The following is a 24014-nucleotide window of genomic DNA, read 5'->3' on the forward strand; positions in this document are numbered from 1 at the left end:
CTCATATATGTCAATCGGCGATGTGGAAAATCTGTCAGTTCGGCTGGCGAGAAAGGTCCTTTGCGCGCCGAGACACCCAACCAGAAGTGCAGGTTCACATTCGGAGGATCAGTCGCCCGCGAGAAATCGGTGCATCAGAACCTTCAAGATACAACTCGAGGTTCTCGCCTATGCTCTTCACACGGCCGGTGGCGATGACATCGGGGAGCGGTTTGTCGTCATCGGCACAGATAACGACTTCTCTGCCGATAATGGCTGATCTGTCTCGATATTGATCGAGCAACTGCCGGTAATCGCCATTCTCGAGTAACTGGTAATTTCTGTCCAGATTGTGTATCAGGCTGTCGAGCACCAGCCTGAGGTTGCAGAGATTGATATCATCGACATAATCGCTGAGACAGGCGACGTCCGGTACGAATTCGTTCAACTCGACCTCCGGCGGTGCTTCGACATTCACACCGATCCCAAGCACCGCACCCGTCACCTCCGGTCCCATCGCCTGCGTATAAGTAAGCACACCGCCGACTTTGGCATTTCCAACGAGAATGTCATTCACCCACTTCAGCGACGATCTGCCATTGAGCCCTTCGATTGAGTCGATTGCGTCAATCACAGAAACTGCGGGCAACGCCATGAATCCCGGTCCGAACTGATGGATCTCTTTGTTGGGCGCGAAGAATGCAGTCAGGTATATATTGCCGGGCGGACTCTCCCACGCCCGGTCCCGCTGACCGTGGAATCCGCTGCCGGAGCCCGCCAGCAGGAGGATACCGTGCGGGAGTTCTGCATTTTGTTTGCAGAGATCAATAATGAAGTCGTATTGCGAACTCGAAGAATGCTCTGAAATGAAGAGATAATCGAAGCAGTGCGATGATGTGATCTCAGCCTGATGAACAGCCTGCCAATCGAAAACATAACCAGCGATTTCAGTCAATCTGCCGCCAACCGAACGGAAGTCAGCCTCACCCCACTGAAGGTCATCTAACATGACCATCTCTGCAAACTGCTTGCTGTCAGAAAATATGATCATTGCACAATCCCGAAATTAGCCGGTTGTCCCAGGCGAATATTCGCTTGAAATATATAATAGACTCGGACCGTACTTCGCAACCGGATAATTCGAGATAAACGTCGCGGTCAGAAGTCATTAAATGCTTGCGAAGTGATTTGAGTCATTCTATTCTTCAGTAACAATCTTATGTCGGATGAATGTCGTTTGACCATCTGACGGAGTATGATGATGCCTCAACAAAGTTCGTCGGGGTCGGGACCAGGCGCAAAAGTCATCTTTCTGGTGATCGTCTTCGTTCTGCTGATCGTAGTACTGTTGCAGAACACTCATCGCGTAGGGTTTAATCTGCTCCTGTGGACAATCGGCATGTCTCAGGCGCTGTTGACCCTGATCTCGGTCATGACCGGATTCGTTGCCGGACTGGTCGCGTACGCGATCCTAGGGCGCAAGAAGCCTGGCAAATAGTTTCGGGGAAACTCCTTACGAAGCGCTGAGAAGTATGTTATAATTACAGGACATCTGTCTCATAAGGTTCGTAATAACACACTTTGAGCTGGACCACATCTAATGGGCAGAGATCGTTTCAACACTTCATCAAGGTCAGCATATAATGAATTATGAAATGGACTCATTTTCTTTTTCTATACCAGAGGAGTTTGATATATTAAAAGAATCCTCAGATTATTTAGAACTTCCGTCCGCAGAAACATCGAAGGCAATACGCGCCAATTTGCGATCCAAGTTGCTTCTTTTGGGCCTTGCTTTATTAGGCGCCTTGTTTATATCATCTTCCAAAAGAGTACCCTTTCTCTCTGACACCACCACATTAGTAAGATCCTTTTTTTCTCAGGCTCACAATGTTGCAGAAATGGTTCTATTGGTTGCATCAATACTAACGTGGATCTGCGCATTAGTATTTTTTATATTTGCATTTCGCGCTGTTTTGATGTTAGTAAATCCACCTAAAGCAAGTGTAACGTCAATATTAAGTCTCGAATACTTCTTTCGTGGGGCGATGTCTGAATTCGGAAATCAACCGAGGGCATGGTGCTGTATGACCCAATTTGCCAAGAACAAATTCAATTGTTATAGAGATTTTATTGACCAATGGAGAATGTTTATGGCAAATAAGAGTACTAATATCATAAATCAAAAGGAACATACGGAACCGTATTCGATTGAATCTATTAGGGAACTAAAATCTAATGATGAGTTTAGTATTGTTGAAGCAACGATGACCAATAAATCATCTCAATGGATTGAGGTAAGGACTCTCGTTAAAATCGGACATTGTTGGTACCTTATTGATGGAGAACCTCATTATTCTTAATTGTACTCCCCAATATTCATCGAGAAATGAGTGAAAACGCTCACTTTCCTGACTAGTAACTGACAGGTTCTGACAGTTAGCGTCTGTATCTTTCCAGTGATGAAGTGTAACTAATTCTGGGGGGAACATATGTCAGCCGTCAAGTCATGGCATTCGGTCAAGGAGGATTGCTATCACAACAATGAACAGTGTACCAGAGGCTGGATGATCTCCAAGCTGGATCGACTCGAAGGAACTGGTGACAAATCACAGTGCGTAGTCTGCAGGGTGTTGAATGAGAGGGCGAGGGAGTTGTCGAAGCAGAATGACGAGACGGGCTGACGCCCGACTGTCGCCCAACAAAGGATGGGATGTCTCAATTGAAATGTGAATCTCAACAGAACGAGTTCGAGTTGAAGTTTGAGGCTGTGAAAGACTATCTAAAGCAACAGATGGAGAATGAACTGAAATTCCTTATGCAGAAGGAGAGGATGGCGCACTCCCAGTCTGTTTTGCCACACAGATTCTGCTGTCGCCTCATCTGCATGGTCTTCTGCTTGATTCTGTGTCTCTCTGCCAGGATCTGTCTGATCTTCCTGCATAGACATCAGCCGGTGTCAGATTGTTTAGTGATTCGTGGTATCTGTGGTTGTTGTACTACTCTACGAACTCTCCGATCTCCCGCTGAAGTTCACTTGGGAGGTAGTAGTTCTGGAGCTTGATAACGTTCTTCATGGAGTGGTGATACCGCTCGATTTTCCCCTGAGTCATCGGATGGATGATACGGTGCTCCCTTCGTATGCTCGATACCGTGCCTCTCAAGGTACTTCTTAAGCTCTCCTGATACATAACACGACCCGTTGTCTGATAGAAGCCTCGGCCTGTGTCTGATGTCCGACAATGGCTCGCAGCCGACGCCACTTAGATTCATGAAGGCCTGCTCCAGCCTGCAGATCAACCAAGCCTTCACCAGTTGCAACAACCTGAAAGGGAACGCCGACACGAGACAGCTACCTACGGTGTCGGTATCCTGCCTCGTCAGATTGCAGGGCAGGTTTCCAAGAAACCTGCCTCTTGCTTAAGAGAAGGTATAAGTTCGGTGAAATCCTGGAGCGATTCAAGATAGCAACTCTGAAGCTTCGAAGACTTCAGCCCAAGGCCGTATCGCCGCTGTGTTCGGACCGAGTCCAGGTAAACGCCACAAATGGTGGAAGTGGAGCATACCAGAAATACAATTCAAGCTGTCAATCGTCGTCTGGCCGTTGATACCAGACATTACCATCCCAGTTCTCGTTGCTTCTGACAACTGATTCTGCGAAGCGTGCCATGGCGCCTGTGATATTCTCCGCGATTTCGCTAAGTTCGTCAGCCGCACCCATGCATTCTTCACGATAAACTGATCCACGAAAAGGTATACCATCCCTATTCCAGAGACAGATGTTTCCGTCCAATCCAATTTGGATTGAGAACGTGTAAGCGGGCGAGCAATCGGAAGCAATGATGCTGACGGCAATCCTGATTTGCGGATCCCCGGAAGCTGATGGAGATTCTGGCATTTCTGCGCCAACTACCTTGACCCCACACTCTGCTAGACTGGATGCGACTATCGAAATCAATTGTGCGGTCGAAATGCTATCGCCTCTGTGATCGCGCAGTCGCCAACAATTGTTCGAAGCACAGATTGGCCATTTGACAAAGTCTGCGGCGTGCAGTCTAGTGTGCTGTGCGAGCTCAACAGTGTCCCTAACATCAATTCCCGGAGTCATTATTCTGAGTCTTACTGCGATTCCTACTTCGGTTAGCCCGTAAAGCGGTGCATCTTCAGGCACTACAGCTGTCGATTCGTCCTCGCGGTTCCACACGTAAACAGTTCCCGCGAAATCTCCTTCATCAACCAATTCAGAAACGTAGGTCTCAGCCGTGGCAGGACAAATTTCGGTTATAGTAAAGAGCGCCAGCAACAAATAACATCTCCCAATCTTGTTCATGGAGTGTCTCCTCTCATAATACCATTTGTCATTTAGTCATCCTCCCTCGGGCAGAAGTGTGTCGGATTGTTGGCGTGCGCCGTCTCACGGCTGGCCTGCCGCAAATCTACCGAGGAATCAGAATTCGACAATTGTTCTTACTGTGTCAGCATACAATATAGTACGATCTAGTAGTTACGTCAACAGCACACCAATTTCAGAAGTTACGGGATTACTTCTGTTTCTCGGCATTAATGCCACTGACTACAGACAAGCAAAGGCACGAGCATATCGCTCGTGCCTTATTCATTGTCGGGTGTCAGGACCACAAGGGTCATGACCTGCAATCTCTCATCAATGCCCGTTAGGGCAGGGCTGTGGCCCACCTACAAAGATGTATTGAACCAGATACGTAATATCGTCGATATCGACCACATCGGAACAGTTCGCATCACCGAGCTCCAGCGGTCGAGGTGTCGCGCCGCCGGAGAAGACGTATGCCACAAGGAACACTATGTCGTCTATATCTACAAACCCGCTGCCGTCGGCATCGCCCGATACGTGACCGAAGAATGTAAGCTCACCGCTAAATACGCAGCGAACGCCGTTGTAATTGCAGGAGACCATAAACGGGTGAATGCTGAGATCCCACACCGGAGCATAACCATAGATGAAGTTCTTGATCGGGAAGTATGCCTCGATCACCGGTCCGACGAACTCGACATGCGAGTAGATCATCTCAACAGTCTCCGGAACAATCGAGTCGTTGATTCGAACCGATCCTGGATCGATGTCGTAGAGCGTATTTGGTCCGACCATGTTGCCGAAGTAGACTGTCGCATATCTAGGATCGACAGCGTAGACGTAATACGTGTGTACTTTGTTTGGATCAATGACAGCCTTCATTGCGGTGCCATCGAGCGTGTTCTTCAGTGCATTTACCGAAAGAAGCGGATCTCCCCCAAAACTGACGCCGAGTTTCAATACGACCTGCTGACTGTCACCGGAAGCGAACGTCAGTGGTCCCATAGCCATCATGAACCGGCTGTCATTCTGCATCACATCCACCCAGCCAGTGCCGGCTACCGGATCACCGGAATACATGAAGGATGTCGGTTGAGAGGTCACAGGATTGATGATCTGACCGCCTATCTGATTCAGTCCCCTCATGTAGTTGTATGTTTCCTCGGGACTGTTCGGATCAGTTCCGTTAATGTATTCGACATAGGCCGTCATCGGCAGGTTTCTGTAATCCGGCATCGGCTTGCTGTCGAATACCGCAGTGTCACCGGGTGACGGCTCTACAGGTCCCGAGAGCAGCATCCCGCCCCATGCGGGAGGAATAGCCCCGTAATGATCGTCATATCCAGAATTGTATGCGAAGAATGCGTTACGCACCGTGTCACACCCGACAAGGTCATCCGGGGCGAAGCCGATATCAGGATCTGCCCAGAAACAGATATAGAAGCTGTCGATGTCGTCAAGCCCCTTGTTGTAAAGCTTGTATCTCACAAACAGGACATCTTCTTCACCAGCCATATCGGAACCCCAGACGGTCATCTGAACTTCGACACCAAGCGGATCAGTGCTGCCGGGACGGGCAACATGAGCCATCGGATCAGCATCATTGAACACCGCCCATAGTGTCTGCCTGCCCATCAGAAGAGGTTTGCCGAATTCATCGGAAGGAGCGCCCTGAGCAACCGGCCATTCGTCATAATCGGCATCGCCGGGACCGGACATGCCATCGATCCTGTAAACTCTGAACGATGGATCATCAGGCATCGGTCCGCCGCCATCCATCGGCCCCGGAACGTACTCAGCATCATACTCCGCGGTAGCAAGCCGTATGTCACTGCCAACCATGCCACCCATCCAGAGACCTGCAGCCCAGACCACAGTCAAACTCCCGGGATCGCCGGGATCACCGGAGTAGGGATAGAAGAACCCCGGACCGACTCCACCTGAAAACACTCCCGCTGCATCAAACGCTATATTTCCGTCGTTATAGGCCAGCATTAGGATGTTGTTCTTATCGTAGAACGTCTCCTGATCTACAGTTCTGCTGCCACCCGATGGATTCGGTGGCATATCTGCTGGTGGCATAGCCATAGTCTGCGCGGATGGTAGTATTATGATCATCGCCAGTGCAATTAGTGTACTCCGGATCATGACTTTCTCCCTTAAAATTTACCCTCTGTGAGATCGACAACATATTTGTATAGAATTCATTTATCACACCAACTCAGGAAATCGCTGCAAGCCTGCGAGGCAGACCCCTACAAATTGATGATTGCCGGATCGATAGTCGATGAGTACTCTGCTTTTGTTTAATATAGCAAGTCAGATCGTATTGTCAAGTATCAAAAGGGCGAAAACGACCAGAATATCTTACGTCATAATAAGTTGTGTGGCAGCCCGCGACCGCGCACGTAAAGAAAACCGGCTGACATTGCGTCAACCGGTTCCTAATTCAGCAAATTGATCGAATAGCTATTCGACGTGAGGTTCTTTCAATTCAAGCATCGTAATAGTACCGAACTCATCGAGCGGCGATTCGAAACCTTCAGAATTGCCCACCACGAGGAATGTCATCTTTTTGGGATCAAGGTACTTTTTCGCAGCAGCAAGCACATCCTGCTTCGTCACGCTCCGCACGTTATTAAGATATGTGTCGTAGTAATCGCGCGGCATGCCGTCGAATTCGAGATTCATCAACTGAGCTACAATGCTCGACGGATCGGTGAAATTGAAGACAAAACTGTTGATATATGAGTCCTTCGCAGAGTTCAACTCAAAATCGGTGACTTCCGCCTCCTTCATGGAGTTGATCTGCCTGACCATCTCGCTGACAGCCTTGTAAGTCGTCTCTGTCTTCGTCTGGCAGTATGCGTAGAAGCTGCCAAGATCCGTACTGCCGGTCGAGAATCTCGATCCGACCGAGTATGCCAATCCCATATTCGACCGGACTTCGGTGGTCATTCTAGAAGTAAATGAACCTCCGCCGAGAATGTAGTTCATAATCGAGATGGCGAATCTGTCCGGACTGTACTGATTCACTCCGAGCTGTCCAAAGCGTATGTTAGACTGGGTCAGATCCTTGTCAATCAGATAAACACCCGGCTTAGGTGCGGGATTGACCTTCTTCTTTTTGGAGAGGTCAATTTCAGCCGATTTCCAGCTCTCAAAAGTGCTGGCGACTTTGGCCTTGATTTCATCAATGCTGAAATCTCCCGTAATACCGAGCCAGACATTATTCGGAACGTAGTATTTCTTGTGGAACGCCAGCATGTCTTCACGAGTGACGTCTCTTACATGCTCCCATTCGAGAATGCTGCCGTATGGATGGTCAGCATAGATCAGGTGATTGAATTCCCTCCCGCAGATGCTACCGGGTGAATCGTTCCGTCGCCTGATACTCTCTTTCATCTTGTCCTTCTGCAGATCGATCCTTTCCTGATTGAATGCCGGATTCATCAGCACATCGGCAAACAGCTCAAGTCCCCTGTCGACATCCTTCGACATGCAATTCAGCCTCGCACTCCCTGACTCATTGTCAATGCTTGTCTCGACCGACGCTGCAAGATATTCGAGTTCTTCATTCAGCTTGTCGGGATCGAGCGTTGTAGTTCCGCCAGTCCTCATGACTGTCCCTACGAGATCGATGAGTCCCATTCTGTCTTCCGGCATGTAAATCTCACCGGTTCTGATTAGTGACCGGATATTGAATACAGGCAGCCGGTGATCTTCCATCATGAAGAGGACCATGCCGTTGGGCAGAGTGTCTACCACAACGTCGACGCCCAGCTTAGGAATATTCCAGGAGATATCGCTGAATTCCAGCTGATCAATCAGTTTAGACCCCTCGGACCTCGTACTCTGCGCGTAGAGTGGGAGGCTCAATGAGAGGACTACAAAGGCTGCCACAATCGCATATAGGTGTCTGCTTCTCATTGTCCACCTCCTTCATGTCGAGCGCCCCGGGGTCTGCCACTCATTGGCTCTTCCGTATCTTTCGATTCCGTCTTGACAAGGGTAACGACTGTTCGTTCATCCGGAGAGAAATACTCGTTTGCCACGCGCATGATGTCTGCCGCGGTCACCTTCTTCATATTCTCATACGATGTTAGCATATACTTCCAGTCACCAGTCATAGCATAGTAGTGGGCGAGACGCCATCCCATACCGAGATTCGAATCCATACCACGGATGAAGTCGGCATCGAGCTGATTGCGTATTTTCTGCAACTCCCATTCGGAGACTGGTTCGATCTTGAGCTTGTCGATCTCGTCATATATCGCCTGTTCCGCCTCTGCGCACGTATGCGGCTGAAGCGGTGTTGCGTACGCTGCGATAAGATCGGTGTACCGCGACGAAGACGAATAGATACTCGCCCGTGTGGCAAGCTTCTGCTCCTCGACAATCGACTTGTTGAATCTGCTCGTTCTGCCCTGAGACAGTATCGAGGTCAGTACGTCGAGTGCCGCGTTATCAGGATGCCCTATCGGCGGACAATGCCACCCGATATTGATAGAGGGGCTTGCGTCAAATTCGACAATCACGCGGCGCTCACCTTTCTGTTCCGGCTCGATCGTAGTGATGATCGGCGGCTCGGGTCCGCGAGGAATCTTCCCGAAATACTTTTCGCAGACCGCAAAGACCTCATTCGCGTCGACATCGCCAACGACGGACGCTACGAGATTGTTGGGAGAGTAGTAAGTGTGGAAATAGTCCTTGAGGAGATCATGATCCCATGTTTCGATATCAGAGGCCCATCCTACAACCGGATGACTGTATCCGGATGCGGTGAACGCAGCCGCACCCATTGCTTCGTCCATTTTGCCGCGAGGCTGGGTGTCGGTGCGAAGGCGGCGTTCCTCATAAACAACATCCCGCTCAGAATAGAATTCGCGAAAAACCGTGCTCCCGAAACGGTCGCTCTCCAGCAGCGCCCAGAGTTCCAGCCGGTTCGACGGTAGCGAAACATAAAACTGTGTTCCATCCTGGCCGGTCGACGCATTCAACCTTGATCCGCCGTTCTTCACGTAGGTCTCCCACATCTCATCTTTGATTATGTACTTAGCTTGCTCCATCTGAATATCTTCGATTTCCTTCCGGTACTTCTGATAGAGCGTCGAATCGAGTGGGAGCAATGGATTATGAATCCTGCCCCACTCCGCACGCAATAGCTCTCCGATCGAATCGATTTTGGCCATCAGCGGTCTTTCGGCTTCATAGTCTGACGTTCCGAATGTCTTTGTCCCCTTGAAAAGCATATGCTCGAGGAAATGCGACAGACCAGTCTGGCCAGCTTTCTCATCAACCGCTCCGACCCGAGCACGGATCATCGCCGAGAATACCGGCGCATCGTGATTCTCCAAAACGAGAATCTTCATTCCGTTGGAAAGTGTTGTTTCCTTGACGTCGATGTTGATATCCGATGCCACCGCAACGGAAAAGGACATCAGCGCAAGGAGTGATGCCGCAAGAAGCAAGGTTTTGGCTTGTGCCATAACTCCTCCACAAATAATGCAACTGTGATTATGTCCACGCCTTGTAACTGTAACTTCGATAAGCACATTAAGTTTCGAATATAAGCAAAAGCTGAGTCCGCCGCAAGTCGGCTGGTGACAAATGCTGGTGACAAATGCAAGCAGCTAACGTAGACCAGCAAGCATCGCCAAATCATGCAAGCAGCATTGCCGATTTATTCGCTCTTGACTGGAGCGCGTTGTTTCTTACATTCGTGCTGGAGAACTGCAGCACAAACAAGGCAGATTTGCTCTTGGTCAAATAGAGAGGTTCGAACATGTACGAAGTCAACATCAAATGGGTCGGGAAACAGCAATATGTAGCCGAAGGGCATGAAGGCCGCCACGCCATAGTGCTCGATATTGCCGAGAAAAACGGTGGAACAGATACCGGCTTGCACGCCACAGAACTGCTCCTGATTGCTGTCGGCAAATGCTCTGCAGTCGATGTTGTCAGGATAATGCAGAAAAAGCGGACAGATCTTCGCAGCCTCAATGTCACCGTGACGGGCGAGATATCCGCAGACTATCCGAAGTACTTCGAAAAAATCCATATCAAGTACGTTGCGTCCGGTGATGGCGTGACTGTCGAGAAAATCGAGCAGGCAGTGCAACTCTCGCATAAGAAGTACTGCACAGTTGCTAACTCGCTCACGGACAGATGCAAAATCACAACGTCTGTCGAGGTGGTTTGATATCTCCGGTATACATGGAATAAGCCCTCGGCCATGTGAACGAGGGCACGGACACATTGCAGGAGAAGTCTTCGGCGGGAGCAAACTCCCGACGAGATGACTCGCCAGACATAATTGCCGTCAGGAATGGGTTCCTGACGGCGTATTTCTTTGCGCGGTGAGATTCCCTCCGAATAGCGCGGGCGGGAATCCCTTTCTGCCCGAATTCACAAGCCAATCCTCACCGAATGGGCGGGCCGACTATCTACTTCTTCTCCATCTTCGTCTCTTCGGCAGCTTCGAACTTGGCCATTTCATCATTGGTGCGCTTCGCCCAGGCCTGGATCTCAGCTACTACCGCCGGATCATCCGATGTCATCATGTGGACATCACCATGCTTCGTCTGCACCATCTCGGCCTTCAGCCCCTTGGCGAAGCAGGTTCCCATGGCGGTACACATCTGGCAGAGTTCCACCTTTTCGCCCGTCTCGAATTTCTTACCAACCTCACCCATCTTGGCGCGTGCCATCTCGTATTGCGGCATGAAAGCGGGATCGACGGTGGTGATCGAAATGACCCCGTTGGAGATATTATGATGTTCCCAGGTCGTGTGCTCCAGCAGCCCGGGCTGCTCCATCAGAGGTCTGCACATATCGCATTTCTGCATGTCCATCCATGGAGCATCCTCTGCAACACCGGCAGCCGCAAACAGCAGCGCCAGCCCCAAAGCTACCAATGCACTCAAATGAAGATTCTTCATTCTGCTCTCCTCACTGTGGTTAAATACTGTTCGACGCGCCGGAGATTCGGTGTCTCCTGTCGTTCATCTCTCGGTCCGCGTACTGTGATGTATTTATACATGAAACACATCTCACATGTCAATTAGTTCCTTCCATCACTCACTTAAGTCAATGTAGCGTTTATAGATAGACTAGTAGGACAATACTGGGTCTGGACCTGGATTCTGAGCAGAATTCTGAGGTGATTTCTCGCGAGACTATCGATCTGCCTGAGAATGATGGAACAGAAAAAAAGATCTCCCGTAGAACATGGTAGAATGAACAACAATGGAGGACTGATATGAACCGGCACAAACCGCTCAAAACAACCGCAATCATCGGGCTTGCAGCCGTTATTGTCGCTGCGCTGATTCTTTCACCTGCCTATGCGGGAAAATACTCAAAATCAAAGAGCTCCGCGGCATGGCTCGGAGTCTACATGCAGGACATTGACAGCGAGCTGGCTGAGGCATTCGACCTGAAGACTGAGGACGGCGTCTTGATCGATGACGTGGTCGACGACTCACCAGCAGAAGATGCCGGCATCAGGCGGGGCGATGTTATCGTGAAATTCGATGGCGCGGATATCAAGAGTTCGGAAGAACTCTCCAAGGCAGTAGCTGGACATGAACCCGGCGACGAAGTTCAGGTGGTCGTGCTCAGGGATGGCGAGGAGAAGACTTTCGATGTCGATCTCGACAAGAGCCGCTCCATGCGCGACGTCTATACTCATAATGCTCCATCCGCTAACTGGTTCGGGCACTCCGACGACAACTCATGGACTTTCTTCTCGGATGAAGGAGGCTATCTCGGTGTCTCGACAGTCGAGTTGTCGGAGCAACTCGCAGACTACTTCGGCGCCAAGACGGGTGTGCTTGTCAGCGAGGTCTCAGAGGACTCGCCCGCAGCCTCTGCCGGATTGAAGGCTGGCGATATCATCGTCAAAGTCGAAGATGACTATGTCGATACGCCTTCGGAATTGCGCGATGTTATCAGGGATTACGACAAGGGGGACACGGTCAAGATTGAAGTGCTGCGTAAAGGCAACACGGAGATGCTTACTGCCGAACTGGATGAGACTTCAGGGTCTCAGACTTGGGGCGGAGTCGATCCGATGATTATGAATATTCCGAATATCCCGAACATCCCCGGAATTCATCACTTTGATGATGACAGCGGCAATCTGAATGAGGATATGGATCAGCTTCGTGAGGAGCTGAAGGAGCTAAAGAAAGAACTCGGAGATTTGAAAGAGAAGTTGAAATAGGCTATCTCCTCCTCGGATCATATAGATGAAACCTCCCGGATTATCCGTGGGGTTTTGTTTTTGGTTGGTGTAGATCACAACCCCAGCGGCTTTGACAACTTATGCGCAGATCCCGTCATCTATAGCAATGACGACAATTGGCATCTGCACAATTCCGGGACTGTTGCGATAATCACCTTTAGGATTTGACAAACCAGCCTCGCGAGTATATTTTCCTGCAGACCGAATAGGTAGGTCAGGATCCTTGCCTGCTGACGCGAAGCGGAAGCAGGTCCGAACGAAAGAGAGGAGATCCTGACTACTCCGAGGTGAAACCCGGAGGAGTGGCTGAGTGGTCGAAAGCGGCGGTCTTGAAAACCGTTGTACCGCAAGGTACCGTGGGTTCGAATCCTACCTCCTCCGTCTTAGAAGTCTGATACTTCAGGCAGCGAGCTGATGTTGTCGACTGGTAGTCCACGGAATCTAAGTTGCTACGCTATCTGTGGCCCCAGCGGTTTTACATATATCATGTCCACCGCCTTCATCAATGGTTATGTGGGTTGATTCCGCTTCCAGGTTTAACTCATCTGTTCACGATAAGAGTTCTATACATGTCCCATATTCTCCGCTTTTATAGATGGCTTTGCGGGATGATTCTAGTTTTCACCTCAGTTCACTGCTCATGACCCGCGTAACTCTTTTTGTCATTGGTGCCTTAAGATGCACATCCTTGACATGGATAACGTAAGTTTCGGATTACTCGTGGGTGTCTCCGTAGCTCTTGTACACAATGACTATCGCCTGACAGTAGTAATCCACCATAGCTTCTCGAAGCTTATCGTTCTCAATCTTTTCGCTTGATTCGCGGCATTGCGTGATGTTCTGGGTGACTCTGTATAACTCCTCTTCCGATCGCGAGCTCAGTCGAATGTAGTCAGGGTTGCCCGACACAAATGAAAACTCGTCTTTTCCCTCCAACCGTTTGAGAAACACGAGCACTATCTCTCCTACAGCAGGCGTTGGATCGGGTATGCCTCCTGTACTCCAACATTCCAGACCGTCTATGATCGTGGGATTGTCGTGGTTCGTAGAATAGAATACATTGGCTTGCCGATCTTCACACGTATCCTGGTCCGGTACATTCACATCAGTCTTCAGCACCTTGATGATATCGACACCAACCCTGCGGTTGAAATGTCCCACATCAATGACCGTATCGATCTCTGTCGCTCTCCCAATGGCGATCACGTCGGCCTCCGCCTTCCATTCCTCAATCAACCACGGTGGCGGAATCGCGTGTGCGACTTGAATCAACAAGAACGAGATACAAAGGCTCAACAGTAGGATACGCCAATTCATCTTGGCTCCTCCTCTTTTTGTCACTCTTTCCATGAGCTCTTGAGGCTCAACATTGCTCATGCGTACTGTCTGAGTCAACGAACGTAGACTGTCTCTCTTTGTACGAGATTCTCCGTACAGAGGTTCCAGAGTGTTTCCCTTCAGCCTAATCTGGACACGAAGGTTTTGAAATTTAGCCATGGTTTATTAGATTTGGCATATCAGAGTTCTATAGACGTCCCATATCCTCCGTCTTAGAGCCTGTTAGAGCGAAGCGAAAGGCGCTGGTGCCCCACCCATCGCGTGGGATTCGCGAGAAGATGCGATACAAGAAACCCACCCAGAGGGTGGGCCACCCGGCGAGACAAGTCCATACACGTCCCATATCCCCCGTCTCAGAGCCTGTTAGAGCGAAGGGTGGTCGAATTGCATCTGAAGGTCATAGATCTACACTGATTTTGCAGCATGATTGAAGGGGGAAGACGATGAAGGCTGAAAAGGACTTTAATCCGCCATGTTGGCGACTCTACATTCTGAGATGCTCCGGTGGTTCGTTCTATACCGGTATTACCACGGACATAGCGAAACGTATAAAGGTTCACAATTCAGGGAAAGAGCAAAATATACGCGGAGACGAACACCCGTGGAGCTGGTGTACTTCGAAGATTGTGAGTCAGAGACTCGTGCGAGGCGGAGGGAATTGGAACTGAAAGGTTGGCGTCGCGACAAGAAGGAGGCACTGATACATGGGTTTCCTTCGTCAGTCCTGAGGGTTTTCCTCAGGATCTCCGGGCAGTAGCCCTTCGACGAATCAGGCGTCGACCTGAGTCGCATACTCCGGTTTGTATTCGCGGAAGCCAACAATATAGCCATCGGGATCATTCACGAAGAAGTATAGGCCAAACTCATAGTCCTTGATTCCGCCTATAGGATTGATGCCGAGCTTGCGGAACCTCTGAGCCATCGCTTCGGCATCAGATATCTCGAAGTTGATTGAGATACCGAGTGTTGCGAGCGCGTCCTGCTTCTCCAGCAACTCAGGTGTCTTTCTATGCAGAGCGAGGTGCACATCTCCAAGCACAAACTCTGCCCAGCCGGGACTCTTGAATTTCAGCGACATCCCGACTATGTGGCTGTAGAACCACACCGATGCGTCGACATCCTGCACCAGCAGTATAATCGTATCGACTCTTTTCAGCAAAGATCCCTCCGATGTTGCACCCCTCATTATCATTGACGGAATTCCGGCAGATAACTTTAGAAAGGAAAAGCAACTCGCAACATCATTCTGGAGTAAATCACGCGGCAAATTGGGTTACAGGTTCCGACCCGAACAAAAAAAGCGGCTCCCTATTAACGGAGCCGTATATATCGTCAGATTCGGACTTTCCAAATCAGAATATCAGATCGTCTTCACTCTGGCCGGTGTCCCTGGCACGTTTAAATTCGACAGTCCACGTCCCATCTACAAATTTGCCCCTGGCAAAAAGATCAGCCGCAGATTTGGTCGGGTATGTCGCAATCGCTCCCGGAATGGTTGATCCAAACAGCCACGCCGGATTGGTCAGTTCGTATCCCTTCACCTCCCACTCGTCCATAGGATTGGAAGCGCTGGCGTTCGGGTCTTCCTTGTGTTGATAGATCGGAACACGAGTCGGAAAGGTGGTGCGATTCATGACGTTCTCTATGTAGACCGGCTGTCCATCATCTGTCAAGTAACCGGTCAGACCACCTACCGATGCACTCTGAACGAAGGCATCCTTTCCATAGCCGTGCGGATTGGTTGTGACCGATCCCCACTCCCATGCGTCGAGCCTGGTAGTGTCGATAACGGTAAACATTCCAGTCGCCTGATCAGCGTGACACGCTATTCCGCAACCATCGGTCTCCCAACCGACAATATCCTCGAAACGTCCCCGCATGAACCAGAATATGGATACTCGGTCGTCGATCTGAACAGCATCCCTGGCCATGACAGTATCCAGAATGGTGCTCGATCCCTGGGCACGCAGCGTGTCCCTGAATGTCCACATCCGGTAAGCGTCATTTGCGCCGATTGCAAACGGAACAGGGCCGTCGCTGGCTACCTCATCCCACTGAACCTGTAGATAAATATAATCCTTGTCGTATGCTGCACGCATTCTCGCGTTGACAATGAAATTGTCTCTGCTGCCTGTACGGCCGAGCACTATGTCTGCCAGTGGCACATTCCAGACATTTTCGCCGTCATCAATGCCGTCGATAATTGGCGGAACCTCGACACTATCCATAATAACCGTGTTGCCGTCCAGGTCGGCGTCCTGATCGGATGTCATTAGCACAGTCGCGTTGCCATTATGAGCGTCACCGCGGCCGTTGAAAACCGCCACGGAGAAAATCCTGTCTTCGGGCACAGGAATCGAATAGTCGTTTCCGGGATCTCCGGGATCACCATCATCGCCTGTCAGTCCGGCAGGTCCCTGGTTTCCCTCGCAACCGAGGAGAATCAAAATGATTCCCAGACACAGGAGGCTCACAAGGCTGAATATCAGTTTAGCTTTCATTTCAACCTCCTGTTAGAACTTGACGTCGTCGCCGTGACCGGTATTGCGGAGTCTTCTGAATTCCATCGTCCATCTGTCGCCTGCTCCCGGATTCCATGAATCTTTGCCGCTACATTCGATATCCGCACGACCGCCGGTCGGCATCACAGAAACAAAGCCGATGATGGTTGCATTGTTGGGCCACTTCAGGCTCACATTGAAGGGAACTGTATTCCAGAGCTGGAACGGAGGAGATATGTCTTCTCCGGCCGCGAGTATGCCGTCTTTGTGCATCCACCTCGGTAGTGAGTCGAAAACGTTATCAACATAACCCGCACTTCCGTGATCGTCCTGAACACTGGGCGTTGCGCCTGTAATGTACTCGTCATCAAAATACCCGATGAGACCTGTTCGTCCAGCCTTCCAGTGCCATACATCGACAAGTCCTGAACCTGACAGGTATAGGGTGCTATCATCATCGTGGTAGAGGAGGTCAGAGCCGTTAGCCGCCCACCCGTCAACTCCGGAGATATCCCAGAACAAGTACATCTGGTCTTCAGTCACCGGCTGACGTGACCATGTACTATCACGGCCAATGACTTGAAGTCTCCATCTGCCGGGGAACCAGTCGGCAGTGGCCGCAAGACCCTGACTGGCATCCACGATCTCTTGCCATGAGACCATAAAGTAGATGTATTTGTCGTCATAGCCAGCTCTTATGTCAGCAAACGAAATCCGATTATCAATTCCGCGCAAATTCGTGAGCGGTATCGAGGAGATCGTAAACTCGTCGCTGCCCCAGTCTTCAATACCCTGATCCTGACCGTCGATTACCGGTGGTTTGTCGAGTTTGTAGCAAACCACAACGTCTTCAGAGGGCTCTGCGCTCTGATCGAACGTGAGCCTTATCTTGGTGTTCCCATTCTGGTTAAACTCAGAGTTATTGGTAATGGCTAGACCGAAGATCATGTCGCCGGGCGGATCAGTGGAAGCATCTCTTCCGTCCGCGCCGTCATCACCCTGAGCACCCTGCGATCCCTGCGGACCTTGATCTCCTTCACATCCAAGGAAGCTCAACATAAGAAGAGCCATAAGCAGGCTCAGTGCTGTTCCGAAAACTCTGGACATCGTTTTCCTCCCTAAACATCCAATATGTACTGTATTCCCTCCAAGATCATTTAATCAGATTGGCAGAGGCTCCACACGCCGCCACTTCCCGACAAAATAATTGGGAGTATAGACAAAGCTCCTGGAAAAATCAAGCGAATTTTTCCCGATTTTCGCTGCTCAATTGGTGTCACCACACTCTCAATGACGCGCTGATAACACATTTGCTTAATGGGTTTCTAGCCAATTACAAAACCTGCAGGACATGCGAGCGAAGCATAGCGATCAAGCCGCTAACGCTCAGCGATGATACTGGCGAGCAGCGTGGCATTGACTTCGCGTAGCCTGACCCCGAAATCCAAGGCGCACAGCACATGTGCACACCTGCATTTGAAGATTGTCTGGCACCTGATTCACCGTAACTGGTAAATCCGTGTCACCATGCACTTCGCACACAAGGGGACTAAGACAATCCGGACAATAAAGCCTCGCGACGAAGATTGTGTCTACAATTTGAAAACTCTAGAAAGAGCGACTGAATCACTCGGGACTGAATCCGCCGTTGCCTCCATCGTCGCCATTCCCCTCAGCAAATCTCAAATTGATCGCCTTGAAGCCCCTGTAGCCCCGTTCCAGGTCGAATTCGACAATAGTACCAATCTTGACATCGCGGAATTTGATCGCTCTCAGCCAGCGCTGGTGGAAAAATGCTTCTGTGCCATCCTGCGTCTGAATGAAACCGAACCCGTGCATTCGCTCAACGCGAACCACAACTCCCTTAGCCATCGAAACCTCTGGGACGAGTTATATCAACATTCCCTTGAACCGACATTTTAACTAATGTGGCGTGATTCATCAAGAGAAAAGTGCCGGATATGTCCATTTGTTCGGGTGAAACGAAGATTGAATCCCCTGCGACTTCAACGTGGTCGTCGCCTGTTTGTGGAATTCAGATAAAATCTCTTGTGGTTTCATCTCCCTGACGGCATGATCAGCGTGTCGACACCAAGAGCATTTCAATCTCCAGCATACGGATATCTGGGAGTAAGGATCAGAATAGTCGGAACGAGAATATCTTCCACTGATCGTCGATGCGATGTACACCCATCTTATTATAGTACTGTTTTACAGGCACCGATTCCTTGTCGATAAACGACACCTCGACTGTCGCAGTATCTCCAAGAGTAGCAACACTTCCGACAATTATCTGATTCTTCAGCCATTTCTCTCGCACACTCCCCCCCTCCTGAAGGAGACTTACAAGAAGCACCTTATTTTCCGCAGCATAAAGCGAAGAATCATAATTGTAGATCGAGTTTTCCTTTACCAGTTCATCGAGATCGAGCAACTGGCTCAGATAGTCGTAGCTTGTTGTATCCTGACGGAGAGATTGCAGAAAGTGCATTACAGTCTGGCGTGGTTCGGGATCGTCGGAGCAGGATGCCGCTGCAATCGTCAGCAGAATGAGTAGCAGGAGACCTGTGACTGTCCGCCGAGTCATCGTTTTGCCTTACCAGCGGCTTGATATTGCGATACGATGGCTGCTGCCAATGTCCGCATATGGAATGAATGCATAATCGAATACTAACTTCTTGAGTAGTATCCCGAGCCCAAAAGAGAGTCCTGCCCAGTTGTCCTTGTCTGAATCGGTCTTGTAATTCTTGCCAATTGTCGAATAACCAGCCCGGACAGAGAGCGGTTGAAACTGCACAAGATTCAGGCCCGCAGACAGGTAGATATCATTATCAAACGGCTTTACAACATCGGCAGAGACAATCAGCGGCGCAGCCTTCAGCTGATGACCTATTCCAGCTCTCAATATTGCGGGAAGCGCATCCTTGTGCTCCTGCGACAGCGATCGCATTTGGAATCCGAGATTGCTGGCTGAGACTCCAAGGCGGGTTCGATTGTCACTGAGGCCGTGAACAAGCCCAAGATCGACAGCCAGCGCGTCCGAGTTGTACTCATCAAGGCTCTCATAAATGAACTTCCCAGTCAATCCAAGACTTAATCCGCTCCACTGCCGGGGGACACCGTTATCATCATACTGATTGCCTTCGTTGTCATAGCCATTCTCGGAATCGCCAGGCCATCTCCAGGCTGCGGTGACAGATAGAGCTATGTCACTTCCAGAGAAATCACCTTGAATTTCAGCATCGACATCAGTTCTGGTTATGGAACCGTAGTCAACATAATTAATGGCAAATCCGAGTTTCGCTCTCTTGCCCCAGGGAGCTATGTAGCTGAGAAACCCACCCTGAATACCGGCGACATAGTTGTTGTAGCTCGCGGATACTGCAGATCCGGGGATCTGCGTGATTCCGGCAGGGTTATAGTAGAGCGCAGATTCATCATCGGAGAGTCCCGTATATGCTCCGCCCATCGCGGGAGCTTTGGCTCCGACAGGGACCTTCAGAAAGGAATAGGCGTAGGTGCCTGCCTTCGAATTGATCGCAGAGGCATCCGAATGACAGGCTGCCAGCAGCAATATGCACATCAAAACTACAATCATTTTCCGTTCAGTCATTTTCTCATCCTGTTTTCAAAGAGGTCTATTTAAGCACCAATCATCTCACCAGTCTCTTATTGTGAGATTAACAATATCTTCAGCCGCTTTCGCTATCGCTCTGATCTTGCCATCCTCCTCAGTCTCACTATCGGCACTATATATACCATACGCATTCAGGGCAGCTTCTTCCCAGACAATTGTGCCATCGGTTTTGGACAAGTTGACATTCACCGTGATATTAACCTTGTATTCCTGTACCTGATCGTTCTCATCGTAAGTATATGCGACACGGTCATATCGTGTTATCGTCCCGTTGAGAATTGCGTCGGCGTTCGACTTCGGTATCACCTTCAGCGTGTTGTCAGACACAAACTCGTCAATGACACCCGATGTAAGCTCCTCTGCAATACCGAATTCGACAGACTTATTCTCGAAAACCGGGACGGCGATAGTCTCAATACCGGACCTCATGGAACCGGAGAAAGAGTAGATGCCGCATCCGGCAAGCACAAGTGCCAGTATAATCACTAAAATGGAATTTTTCACCTTCAAAAGCACCATTGGTTAAACATCCGAGCGGGCTAATGGTTGCATCCTTACAGCATTTTTCAACTAACCGGCTTCCCTTTCTTTATGACCTGATCAGCCAGGTTGATTCCATAGAAATATGGCAACTGCCTGTAATTGTCAGCACTCCAGACCACAAAATCAGCCTGCTTGCCGACTTCAATCGATCCGACCATGTCGTCCATCAAAAGTGCACAGGCGGAATTGATTGTGACACAATTGATAATCTCGGCAGCCGTCATTTTCAGCATCGCCGCCCCAAAATTCATAATTATCTGAAGAGATGGCGTTGCCGAACTGCCTGGGTTGAAATCAGTTGCCAATGAGATCGGTACACCCGCTTCAATCATCTTTCTTGCCGGAGGACGGGCTTTCAGGTCGAGAAAATGCACTGTCCCCGGCAGCAATACTCCGATGGTGCCCGATTTTGCCATCTCAGCGATGCCGTTGTCTGAGATCACGTCAAGATGATCCGCTGACACAGCTCCGAGTCGCGCCGCGAGCTCCGCACCACCGATTCCGACGATCTCATCGGCGTGAAACTTGAGTTTCAGGCCGTGGTCTCTTGCGGCAGTCTGAATTCGCTCGGAATCCTCAATCTCGAAGACATTCTTCTCGCAGAAAATGTCCGAGAAAACTGCCAGCTTTCCCTTCACAACTTCCGGGATCATCTCATCGATCAACAGCCTGATATAGCCTTCGCGATCTTCGCGGTATTCATCGGGGATTTCATGCGCACCGAGGAATGTCGGGACAATATCGACTGCATGATTCTCTGCGAGTTTTCTAATAACTTCAAGCTGCTTGATTTCAGATTCGGTCGACAGCCCATATCCCGACTTCGCCTCAATCGTAGTAGTACCATGCTGCAGCATCAGATCGAGATATCGAATCGCATTGTCGAATAACTTCTCCGCCGGCGCCTCGCGCAGCTTCCTGACAGAATTGCGTATTCCGCCCCCGGCCTCGGCTATTTCCATGTATGACTTTCCCAGGTTGCGCATCTCGAACTCATCTTCACGAGTCGCTGCAAAAACCGGGTGCGTGTGGGCATCGACAAGACCGGGAGTCACAACCTGATCCGTGGCATCGATAACTTCACCCGAATAAGCAAGTTCAATTCGTCGCTCAACGTCACTGGTGGTGCCAACGGCAACGATCTTGCCATCGAACGATGCAACAGCGCCATTTTCTATGATCTCAAGATGATTGAGATCGCCACCCGTAACGGGACCCGGTTTGCTTCGACGGCATGTAACGAGCTGCCTGATGTTCTTTATTATGAGATCTGCCTGCATAGTTACTTCATCATCGGTATTTTGACGCCCTTCTCCTTAGCAAATTTGATTGCGTCATCATAACCGGCGTCGGCGTGACGCATGACTCCGGTTCCGGGGTCGGTCGTCAGAACGCGCAAAAGACGCTCATCCATTTCTTTCGAACCATCGCACACAACAACCATTCCGGCGTGTATCGCATATCCGATTCCGACTCCGCCACCGTGGTGGATCGATACCCATGATGCTCCTGAGCAGATATTCAGCATAGCGTTCAGCAGCGGCCAGTCGGCGATTGCATCGGAGCCATCTTTCATCGATTCGGTCTCGCGATTTGGCGAGGCCACCGATCCGCAGTCGAGATGGTCGCGGCCAATCACGATAGGCGCTTTGAGCTTGCCGTTGCGAACCATTTCGTTGATAATCAACCCGAATTTAGCTCTCTCGCCGTAACCGAGCCAGCATATCCTCGATGGCAGCCCCTGGAACTGCACTTTCTCGTGAGCCATCTTGATCCAGTCGCAGAGGGGTTTGTTGTATGCGAACTCTTTGAGGATTACCTCGTCGGTGGTGTATATATCCTGCGGATCGCCCGAAAGCGCCGCCCAGCGGAAAGGACCTTTGCCTTCGCAGAACAACGGTCGGATATATGCCGGAACGAATCCGGGGAAATCGAAAGCGTTCTTCAATCCAGCTTTCTCAGCCTGCCCGCGGAGATTATTGCCGTAGTCGAATACGATTGAACCGGCTTTCTTGAGGTCGAGCATAGCCTGAGTATGGATCACCATAGATTCGTATGCACGCTTGATATATTCATCAGGATCGCTCTTACGCAGCTTCATGGCCTCTTCAAGGGTCAATGTGTGCGGGACGTATCCGTTAAGTTCATCATGCGCCGATGTCTGGTCGGTCACGATATCGGGCGTCACGCCCATCTTCACGAGCTTGGGGAGTATATCCGCGCAGTTGCCGACAAGCCCGACCGACAGCGGCTGTTTCTTCGCGCATGCATCTTTGATCCATTCCAGCGCCTCATCGAGACTGCGCGTTTTCTTGTCGCAGTAGGCATTCTGAAGTCTCTTATCGATTCGCGCCTCATCGACCTCGACACAGAGCATCACCGCACCAGCCATTGTCGCTGCAAGAGGCTGGGCGCCACCCATGCCCCCCATTCCGCCTGTCAGGATGAATTTCCCGCTCAGATCGCCGCCGAAGTGTTTGTTACCGCATGCGATGAATGTCTCGTATGTGCCCTGCAGAATCCCCTGCGAACCGATATATATCCACGATCCGGCGGTCATCTGGCCGAACATGATCAGGCCGAGTTTTTCGAGTTCGCGGAATTTCTCCCATGTCGCCCAATGCGGCACGAGATGAGAATTTGCTATTAACACGCGGGGGCAGTGTTCGAATGTCTTGAATATGCCGACCGGTTTGCCCGATTGCACGAGCAGAGTCTCATCTTTTTCGAGATCTTTGAGAGATTTCACGATCGCGTGGTAACAATCCCAGTTGCGCGCAGCCTTTCCGGAGCCACCGTAGACGATCAGCTCTTCCGGCTTCTCGCCGACTTCGGGATCAAGATTATTCTTCAGCATGCGCATCGCAGCTTCGGCATGCCATGTTTTGCATGACCTCGCGTTGCCACGATCAGCATGGATCGGCTCGGACGGCGCTTTCGATTTGACATCTATTTCAGACATAACACACTCCCGCGATGATTGATACGATTCATCAGCCTGCAAGAAACAGGTTGACCGGCCATTCGTCAATAAGGTTTTGAACGCTTATGTGAGATCGGCACGTCGCTTCGCTCCTCGCGATGACGCGTTCCGCTGCATCGAGACTTCTCTATCGAACCCCTATTCGGGAACGGTTAAGCGCAGATTCTGTTACTGACCTGAAGATTAATGATGTTTGAAGGATAGAATCTGGACATGACAAAGACTACTGTGAAACGACATATTAAGCGACTCGGAGTCGCGGGGTTTGTGTTTTTCACCCTCAAAGGCCTCCTCTGGCTGCTGATCCCATTATTCTTCGTGAAGAGCTGCTGATACCTGTAGGTCAGCGATCCTTGCCTGATCGAGCAGAGCGAAGAGAAGGTGCGAACGTCAGTGAGCAGATCCTGACAATTGTCTGGAAAAACATAACGAAGAAATAGGCAGGATCATTC

Annotated in this window: 22 protein-coding genes, 1 tRNA gene and 1 pseudogene; 7 read left to right on the forward strand and 17 right to left on the reverse strand. The window is 50.3% G+C overall.

Annotation, left to right across the window (positions count from 1 at the left end; genetic code table 11):
- Positions 1-94 precede the first annotated feature (94 nt).
- Positions 95-1030, reverse strand: coding sequence for a biotin--[acetyl-CoA-carboxylase] ligase (locus KKH67_15565; GenBank protein MBU1320596.1), 936 nt, complete (start codon positions 1028-1030; stop codon positions 95-97).
- Between the two features lie 210 nt (positions 1031-1240).
- Here KKH67_15565 and KKH67_15570 point away from each other — a divergent pair, with 210 nt between their 5' ends.
- From KKH67_15570 to KKH67_15580, 3 genes are all read left to right on the forward strand, one after another.
- Positions 1241-1477, forward strand: coding sequence for a LapA family protein (locus KKH67_15570; protein ID MBU1320597.1), 237 nt, complete (start codon positions 1241-1243; stop codon positions 1475-1477).
- A gap of 145 nt (positions 1478-1622) precedes the next feature.
- Complete coding sequence (locus tag KKH67_15575) at positions 1623-2342, forward strand: hypothetical protein (protein MBU1320598.1); 720 nt, start codon at positions 1623-1625, stop codon at positions 2340-2342.
- Positions 2343-2471: 129 nt separating this feature from the next.
- Positions 2472-2663 (forward strand): hypothetical protein, encoded by a 192-nt coding sequence (locus tag KKH67_15580; GenBank protein MBU1320599.1) that lies wholly within the window; start codon positions 2472-2474, stop codon positions 2661-2663.
- A 349-nt stretch (positions 2664-3012) separates the two neighbouring features.
- Here the strand turns inward: KKH67_15580 and KKH67_15585 are convergent, their stop codons facing one another.
- From KKH67_15585 to KKH67_15605, 5 genes are all read right to left on the reverse strand, one after another.
- A complete protein-coding gene (locus KKH67_15585) occupies positions 3013-3252 on the reverse strand; it encodes a hypothetical protein (protein MBU1320600.1) in 240 nt (79 codons plus the stop codon).
- 313 nt (positions 3253-3565) lie between these two features.
- On the reverse strand, positions 3566-4309 hold the full coding sequence (locus KKH67_15590; GenBank protein MBU1320601.1) for a hypothetical protein: 744 nt from the start codon (positions 4307-4309) through the stop codon (positions 3566-3568).
- Positions 4310-4642: 333 nt separating this feature from the next.
- Positions 4643-6460 (reverse strand): hypothetical protein, encoded by a 1818-nt coding sequence (locus KKH67_15595; GenBank protein ID MBU1320602.1) that lies wholly within the window; start codon positions 6458-6460, stop codon positions 4643-4645.
- A gap of 321 nt (positions 6461-6781) precedes the next feature.
- Positions 6782-8242: an insulinase family protein gene (locus tag KKH67_15600; GenBank protein ID MBU1320603.1), complete on the reverse strand. Its 1461-nt coding sequence runs from the start codon at positions 8240-8242 to the stop codon at positions 6782-6784.
- Positions 8239-9801 (reverse strand): insulinase family protein, encoded by a 1563-nt coding sequence (locus tag KKH67_15605; protein MBU1320604.1) that lies wholly within the window; start codon positions 9799-9801, stop codon positions 8239-8241. Before KKH67_15605 ends, KKH67_15600 begins: the two co-directional genes overlap by 4 nt.
- A gap of 296 nt (positions 9802-10097) precedes the next feature.
- Here KKH67_15605 and KKH67_15610 point away from each other — a divergent pair, with 296 nt between their 5' ends.
- The gene (locus KKH67_15610) at positions 10098-10514 is read left to right on the forward strand and encodes an OsmC family protein (GenBank protein ID MBU1320605.1); all 417 of its coding nucleotides are present in this window, start codon (positions 10098-10100) and stop codon (positions 10512-10514) included.
- A 244-nt stretch (positions 10515-10758) separates the two neighbouring features.
- Here the strand turns inward: KKH67_15610 and KKH67_15615 are convergent, their stop codons facing one another.
- Complete coding sequence (locus KKH67_15615; GenBank protein ID MBU1320606.1) at positions 10759-11253, reverse strand: hypothetical protein; 495 nt, start codon at positions 11251-11253, stop codon at positions 10759-10761.
- A gap of 320 nt (positions 11254-11573) precedes the next feature.
- On the opposite strand from KKH67_15615, the gene KKH67_15620 reads away from it, so the two are divergent.
- Both KKH67_15620 and KKH67_15625 read left to right on the forward strand, forming a co-directional pair.
- Complete coding sequence (locus KKH67_15620; protein ID MBU1320607.1) at positions 11574-12539, forward strand: PDZ domain-containing protein; 966 nt, start codon at positions 11574-11576, stop codon at positions 12537-12539.
- A 317-nt stretch (positions 12540-12856) separates the two neighbouring features.
- Positions 12857-12941 (forward strand) — tRNA-Ser (locus KKH67_15625).
- Between the two features lie 333 nt (positions 12942-13274).
- Here KKH67_15625 and KKH67_15630 read toward each other — a convergent pair.
- Positions 13275-13877, reverse strand: a complete 603-nt coding sequence (locus KKH67_15630) for a hypothetical protein (protein MBU1320608.1) — start codon at positions 13875-13877, stop codon at positions 13275-13277.
- 464 nt (positions 13878-14341) lie between these two features.
- On the opposite strand from KKH67_15630, the pseudogene KKH67_15635 reads away from it, so the two are divergent.
- Positions 14342-14655, forward strand: a pseudogene (locus KKH67_15635) (GIY-YIG nuclease family protein).
- Positions 14656-14667: 12 nt separating this feature from the next.
- Here the strand turns inward: KKH67_15635 and KKH67_15640 are convergent.
- From KKH67_15640 to hutU, 9 genes are all read right to left on the reverse strand, one after another.
- Complete coding sequence (locus KKH67_15640; GenBank protein MBU1320609.1) at positions 14668-15057, reverse strand: VOC family protein; 390 nt, start codon at positions 15055-15057, stop codon at positions 14668-14670.
- 193 nt (positions 15058-15250) lie between these two features.
- The gene (locus tag KKH67_15645; GenBank protein MBU1320610.1) at positions 15251-16399 is read right to left on the reverse strand and encodes a hypothetical protein; all 1149 of its coding nucleotides are present in this window, start codon (positions 16397-16399) and stop codon (positions 15251-15253) included.
- Between the two features lie 12 nt (positions 16400-16411).
- Positions 16412-17506: a hypothetical protein gene (locus KKH67_15650; protein ID MBU1320611.1), complete on the reverse strand. Its 1095-nt coding sequence runs from the start codon at positions 17504-17506 to the stop codon at positions 16412-16414.
- Positions 17507-18025: 519 nt separating this feature from the next.
- Positions 18026-18271, reverse strand: a complete 246-nt coding sequence (locus KKH67_15655; GenBank protein ID MBU1320612.1) for a cold shock domain-containing protein — start codon at positions 18269-18271, stop codon at positions 18026-18028.
- Positions 18272-18536: 265 nt separating this feature from the next.
- The gene (locus KKH67_15660) at positions 18537-18986 is read right to left on the reverse strand and encodes a hypothetical protein (GenBank protein ID MBU1320613.1); all 450 of its coding nucleotides are present in this window, start codon (positions 18984-18986) and stop codon (positions 18537-18539) included.
- 9 nt (positions 18987-18995) lie between these two features.
- Complete coding sequence (locus KKH67_15665) at positions 18996-20012, reverse strand: hypothetical protein (protein MBU1320614.1); 1017 nt, start codon at positions 20010-20012, stop codon at positions 18996-18998.
- 45 nt (positions 20013-20057) lie between these two features.
- On the reverse strand, positions 20058-20540 hold the full coding sequence (locus KKH67_15670) for a hypothetical protein (GenBank protein MBU1320615.1): 483 nt from the start codon (positions 20538-20540) through the stop codon (positions 20058-20060).
- 62 nt (positions 20541-20602) lie between these two features.
- Positions 20603-21859 carry an imidazolonepropionase gene (gene hutI, locus KKH67_15675; protein ID MBU1320616.1) on the reverse strand — a complete coding sequence of 419 codons (1257 nt, stop codon included), beginning with the start codon at positions 21857-21859 and terminating at the stop codon, positions 20603-20605.
- Positions 21860-21861: 2 nt separating this feature from the next.
- Positions 21862-23541 carry a urocanate hydratase gene (gene hutU, locus KKH67_15680; GenBank protein MBU1320617.1) on the reverse strand — a complete coding sequence of 560 codons (1680 nt, stop codon included), beginning with the start codon at positions 23539-23541 and terminating at the stop codon, positions 21862-21864.
- Positions 23542-24014 lie beyond the last annotated feature (473 nt).

Source organism: Candidatus Zixiibacteriota bacterium, assembly GCA_018820315.1.
Classification (GTDB): Bacteria; Zixibacteria; MSB-5A5; order JAABVY01; family JAHJOQ01; genus JAHJOQ01.

Coding starts and splice junctions, on each gene's coding strand:
- KKH67_15565 (MBU1320596.1), bottom strand. CDS start 1,030: ATGATCATATTTTCTGACAGCAAGCAGTTTGCAGAGATGGTCATGTTA.
- KKH67_15570 (MBU1320597.1), top strand. CDS start 1,241: ATGCCTCAACAAAGTTCGTCGGGGTCGGGACCAGGCGCAAAAGTCATC.
- KKH67_15575 (MBU1320598.1), top strand. CDS start 1,623: ATGAATTATGAAATGGACTCATTTTCTTTTTCTATACCAGAGGAGTTT.
- KKH67_15580 (MBU1320599.1), top strand. CDS start 2,472: ATGTCAGCCGTCAAGTCATGGCATTCGGTCAAGGAGGATTGCTATCAC.
- KKH67_15585 (MBU1320600.1), bottom strand. CDS start 3,252: ATGAATCTAAGTGGCGTCGGCTGCGAGCCATTGTCGGACATCAGACAC.
- KKH67_15590 (MBU1320601.1), bottom strand. CDS start 4,309: ATGAACAAGATTGGGAGATGTTATTTGTTGCTGGCGCTCTTTACTATA.
- KKH67_15595 (MBU1320602.1), bottom strand. CDS start 6,460: ATGATCCGGAGTACACTAATTGCACTGGCGATGATCATAATACTACCA.
- KKH67_15600 (MBU1320603.1), bottom strand. CDS start 8,242: ATGAGAAGCAGACACCTATATGCGATTGTGGCAGCCTTTGTAGTCCTC.
- KKH67_15605 (MBU1320604.1), bottom strand. CDS start 9,801: ATGGCACAAGCCAAAACCTTGCTTCTTGCGGCATCACTCCTTGCGCTG.
- KKH67_15610 (MBU1320605.1), top strand. CDS start 10,098: ATGTACGAAGTCAACATCAAATGGGTCGGGAAACAGCAATATGTAGCC.
- KKH67_15615 (MBU1320606.1), bottom strand. CDS start 11,253: ATGAAGAATCTTCATTTGAGTGCATTGGTAGCTTTGGGGCTGGCGCTG.
- KKH67_15620 (MBU1320607.1), top strand. CDS start 11,574: ATGAACCGGCACAAACCGCTCAAAACAACCGCAATCATCGGGCTTGCA.
- KKH67_15630 (MBU1320608.1), bottom strand. CDS start 13,877: ATGAATTGGCGTATCCTACTGTTGAGCCTTTGTATCTCGTTCTTGTTG.
- KKH67_15645 (MBU1320610.1), bottom strand. CDS start 16,399: ATGAAAGCTAAACTGATATTCAGCCTTGTGAGCCTCCTGTGTCTGGGA.
- KKH67_15650 (MBU1320611.1), bottom strand. CDS start 17,506: ATGTCCAGAGTTTTCGGAACAGCACTGAGCCTGCTTATGGCTCTTCTT.
- KKH67_15655 (MBU1320612.1), bottom strand. CDS start 18,271: ATGGCTAAGGGAGTTGTGGTTCGCGTTGAGCGAATGCACGGGTTCGGT.
- KKH67_15660 (MBU1320613.1), bottom strand. CDS start 18,986: ATGACTCGGCGGACAGTCACAGGTCTCCTGCTACTCATTCTGCTGACG.
- KKH67_15665 (MBU1320614.1), bottom strand. CDS start 20,012: ATGACTGAACGGAAAATGATTGTAGTTTTGATGTGCATATTGCTGCTG.
- hutI (MBU1320616.1), bottom strand. CDS start 21,859: ATGCAGGCAGATCTCATAATAAAGAACATCAGGCAGCTCGTTACATGC.
- hutU (MBU1320617.1), bottom strand. CDS start 23,541: ATGTCTGAAATAGATGTCAAATCGAAAGCGCCGTCCGAGCCGATCCAT.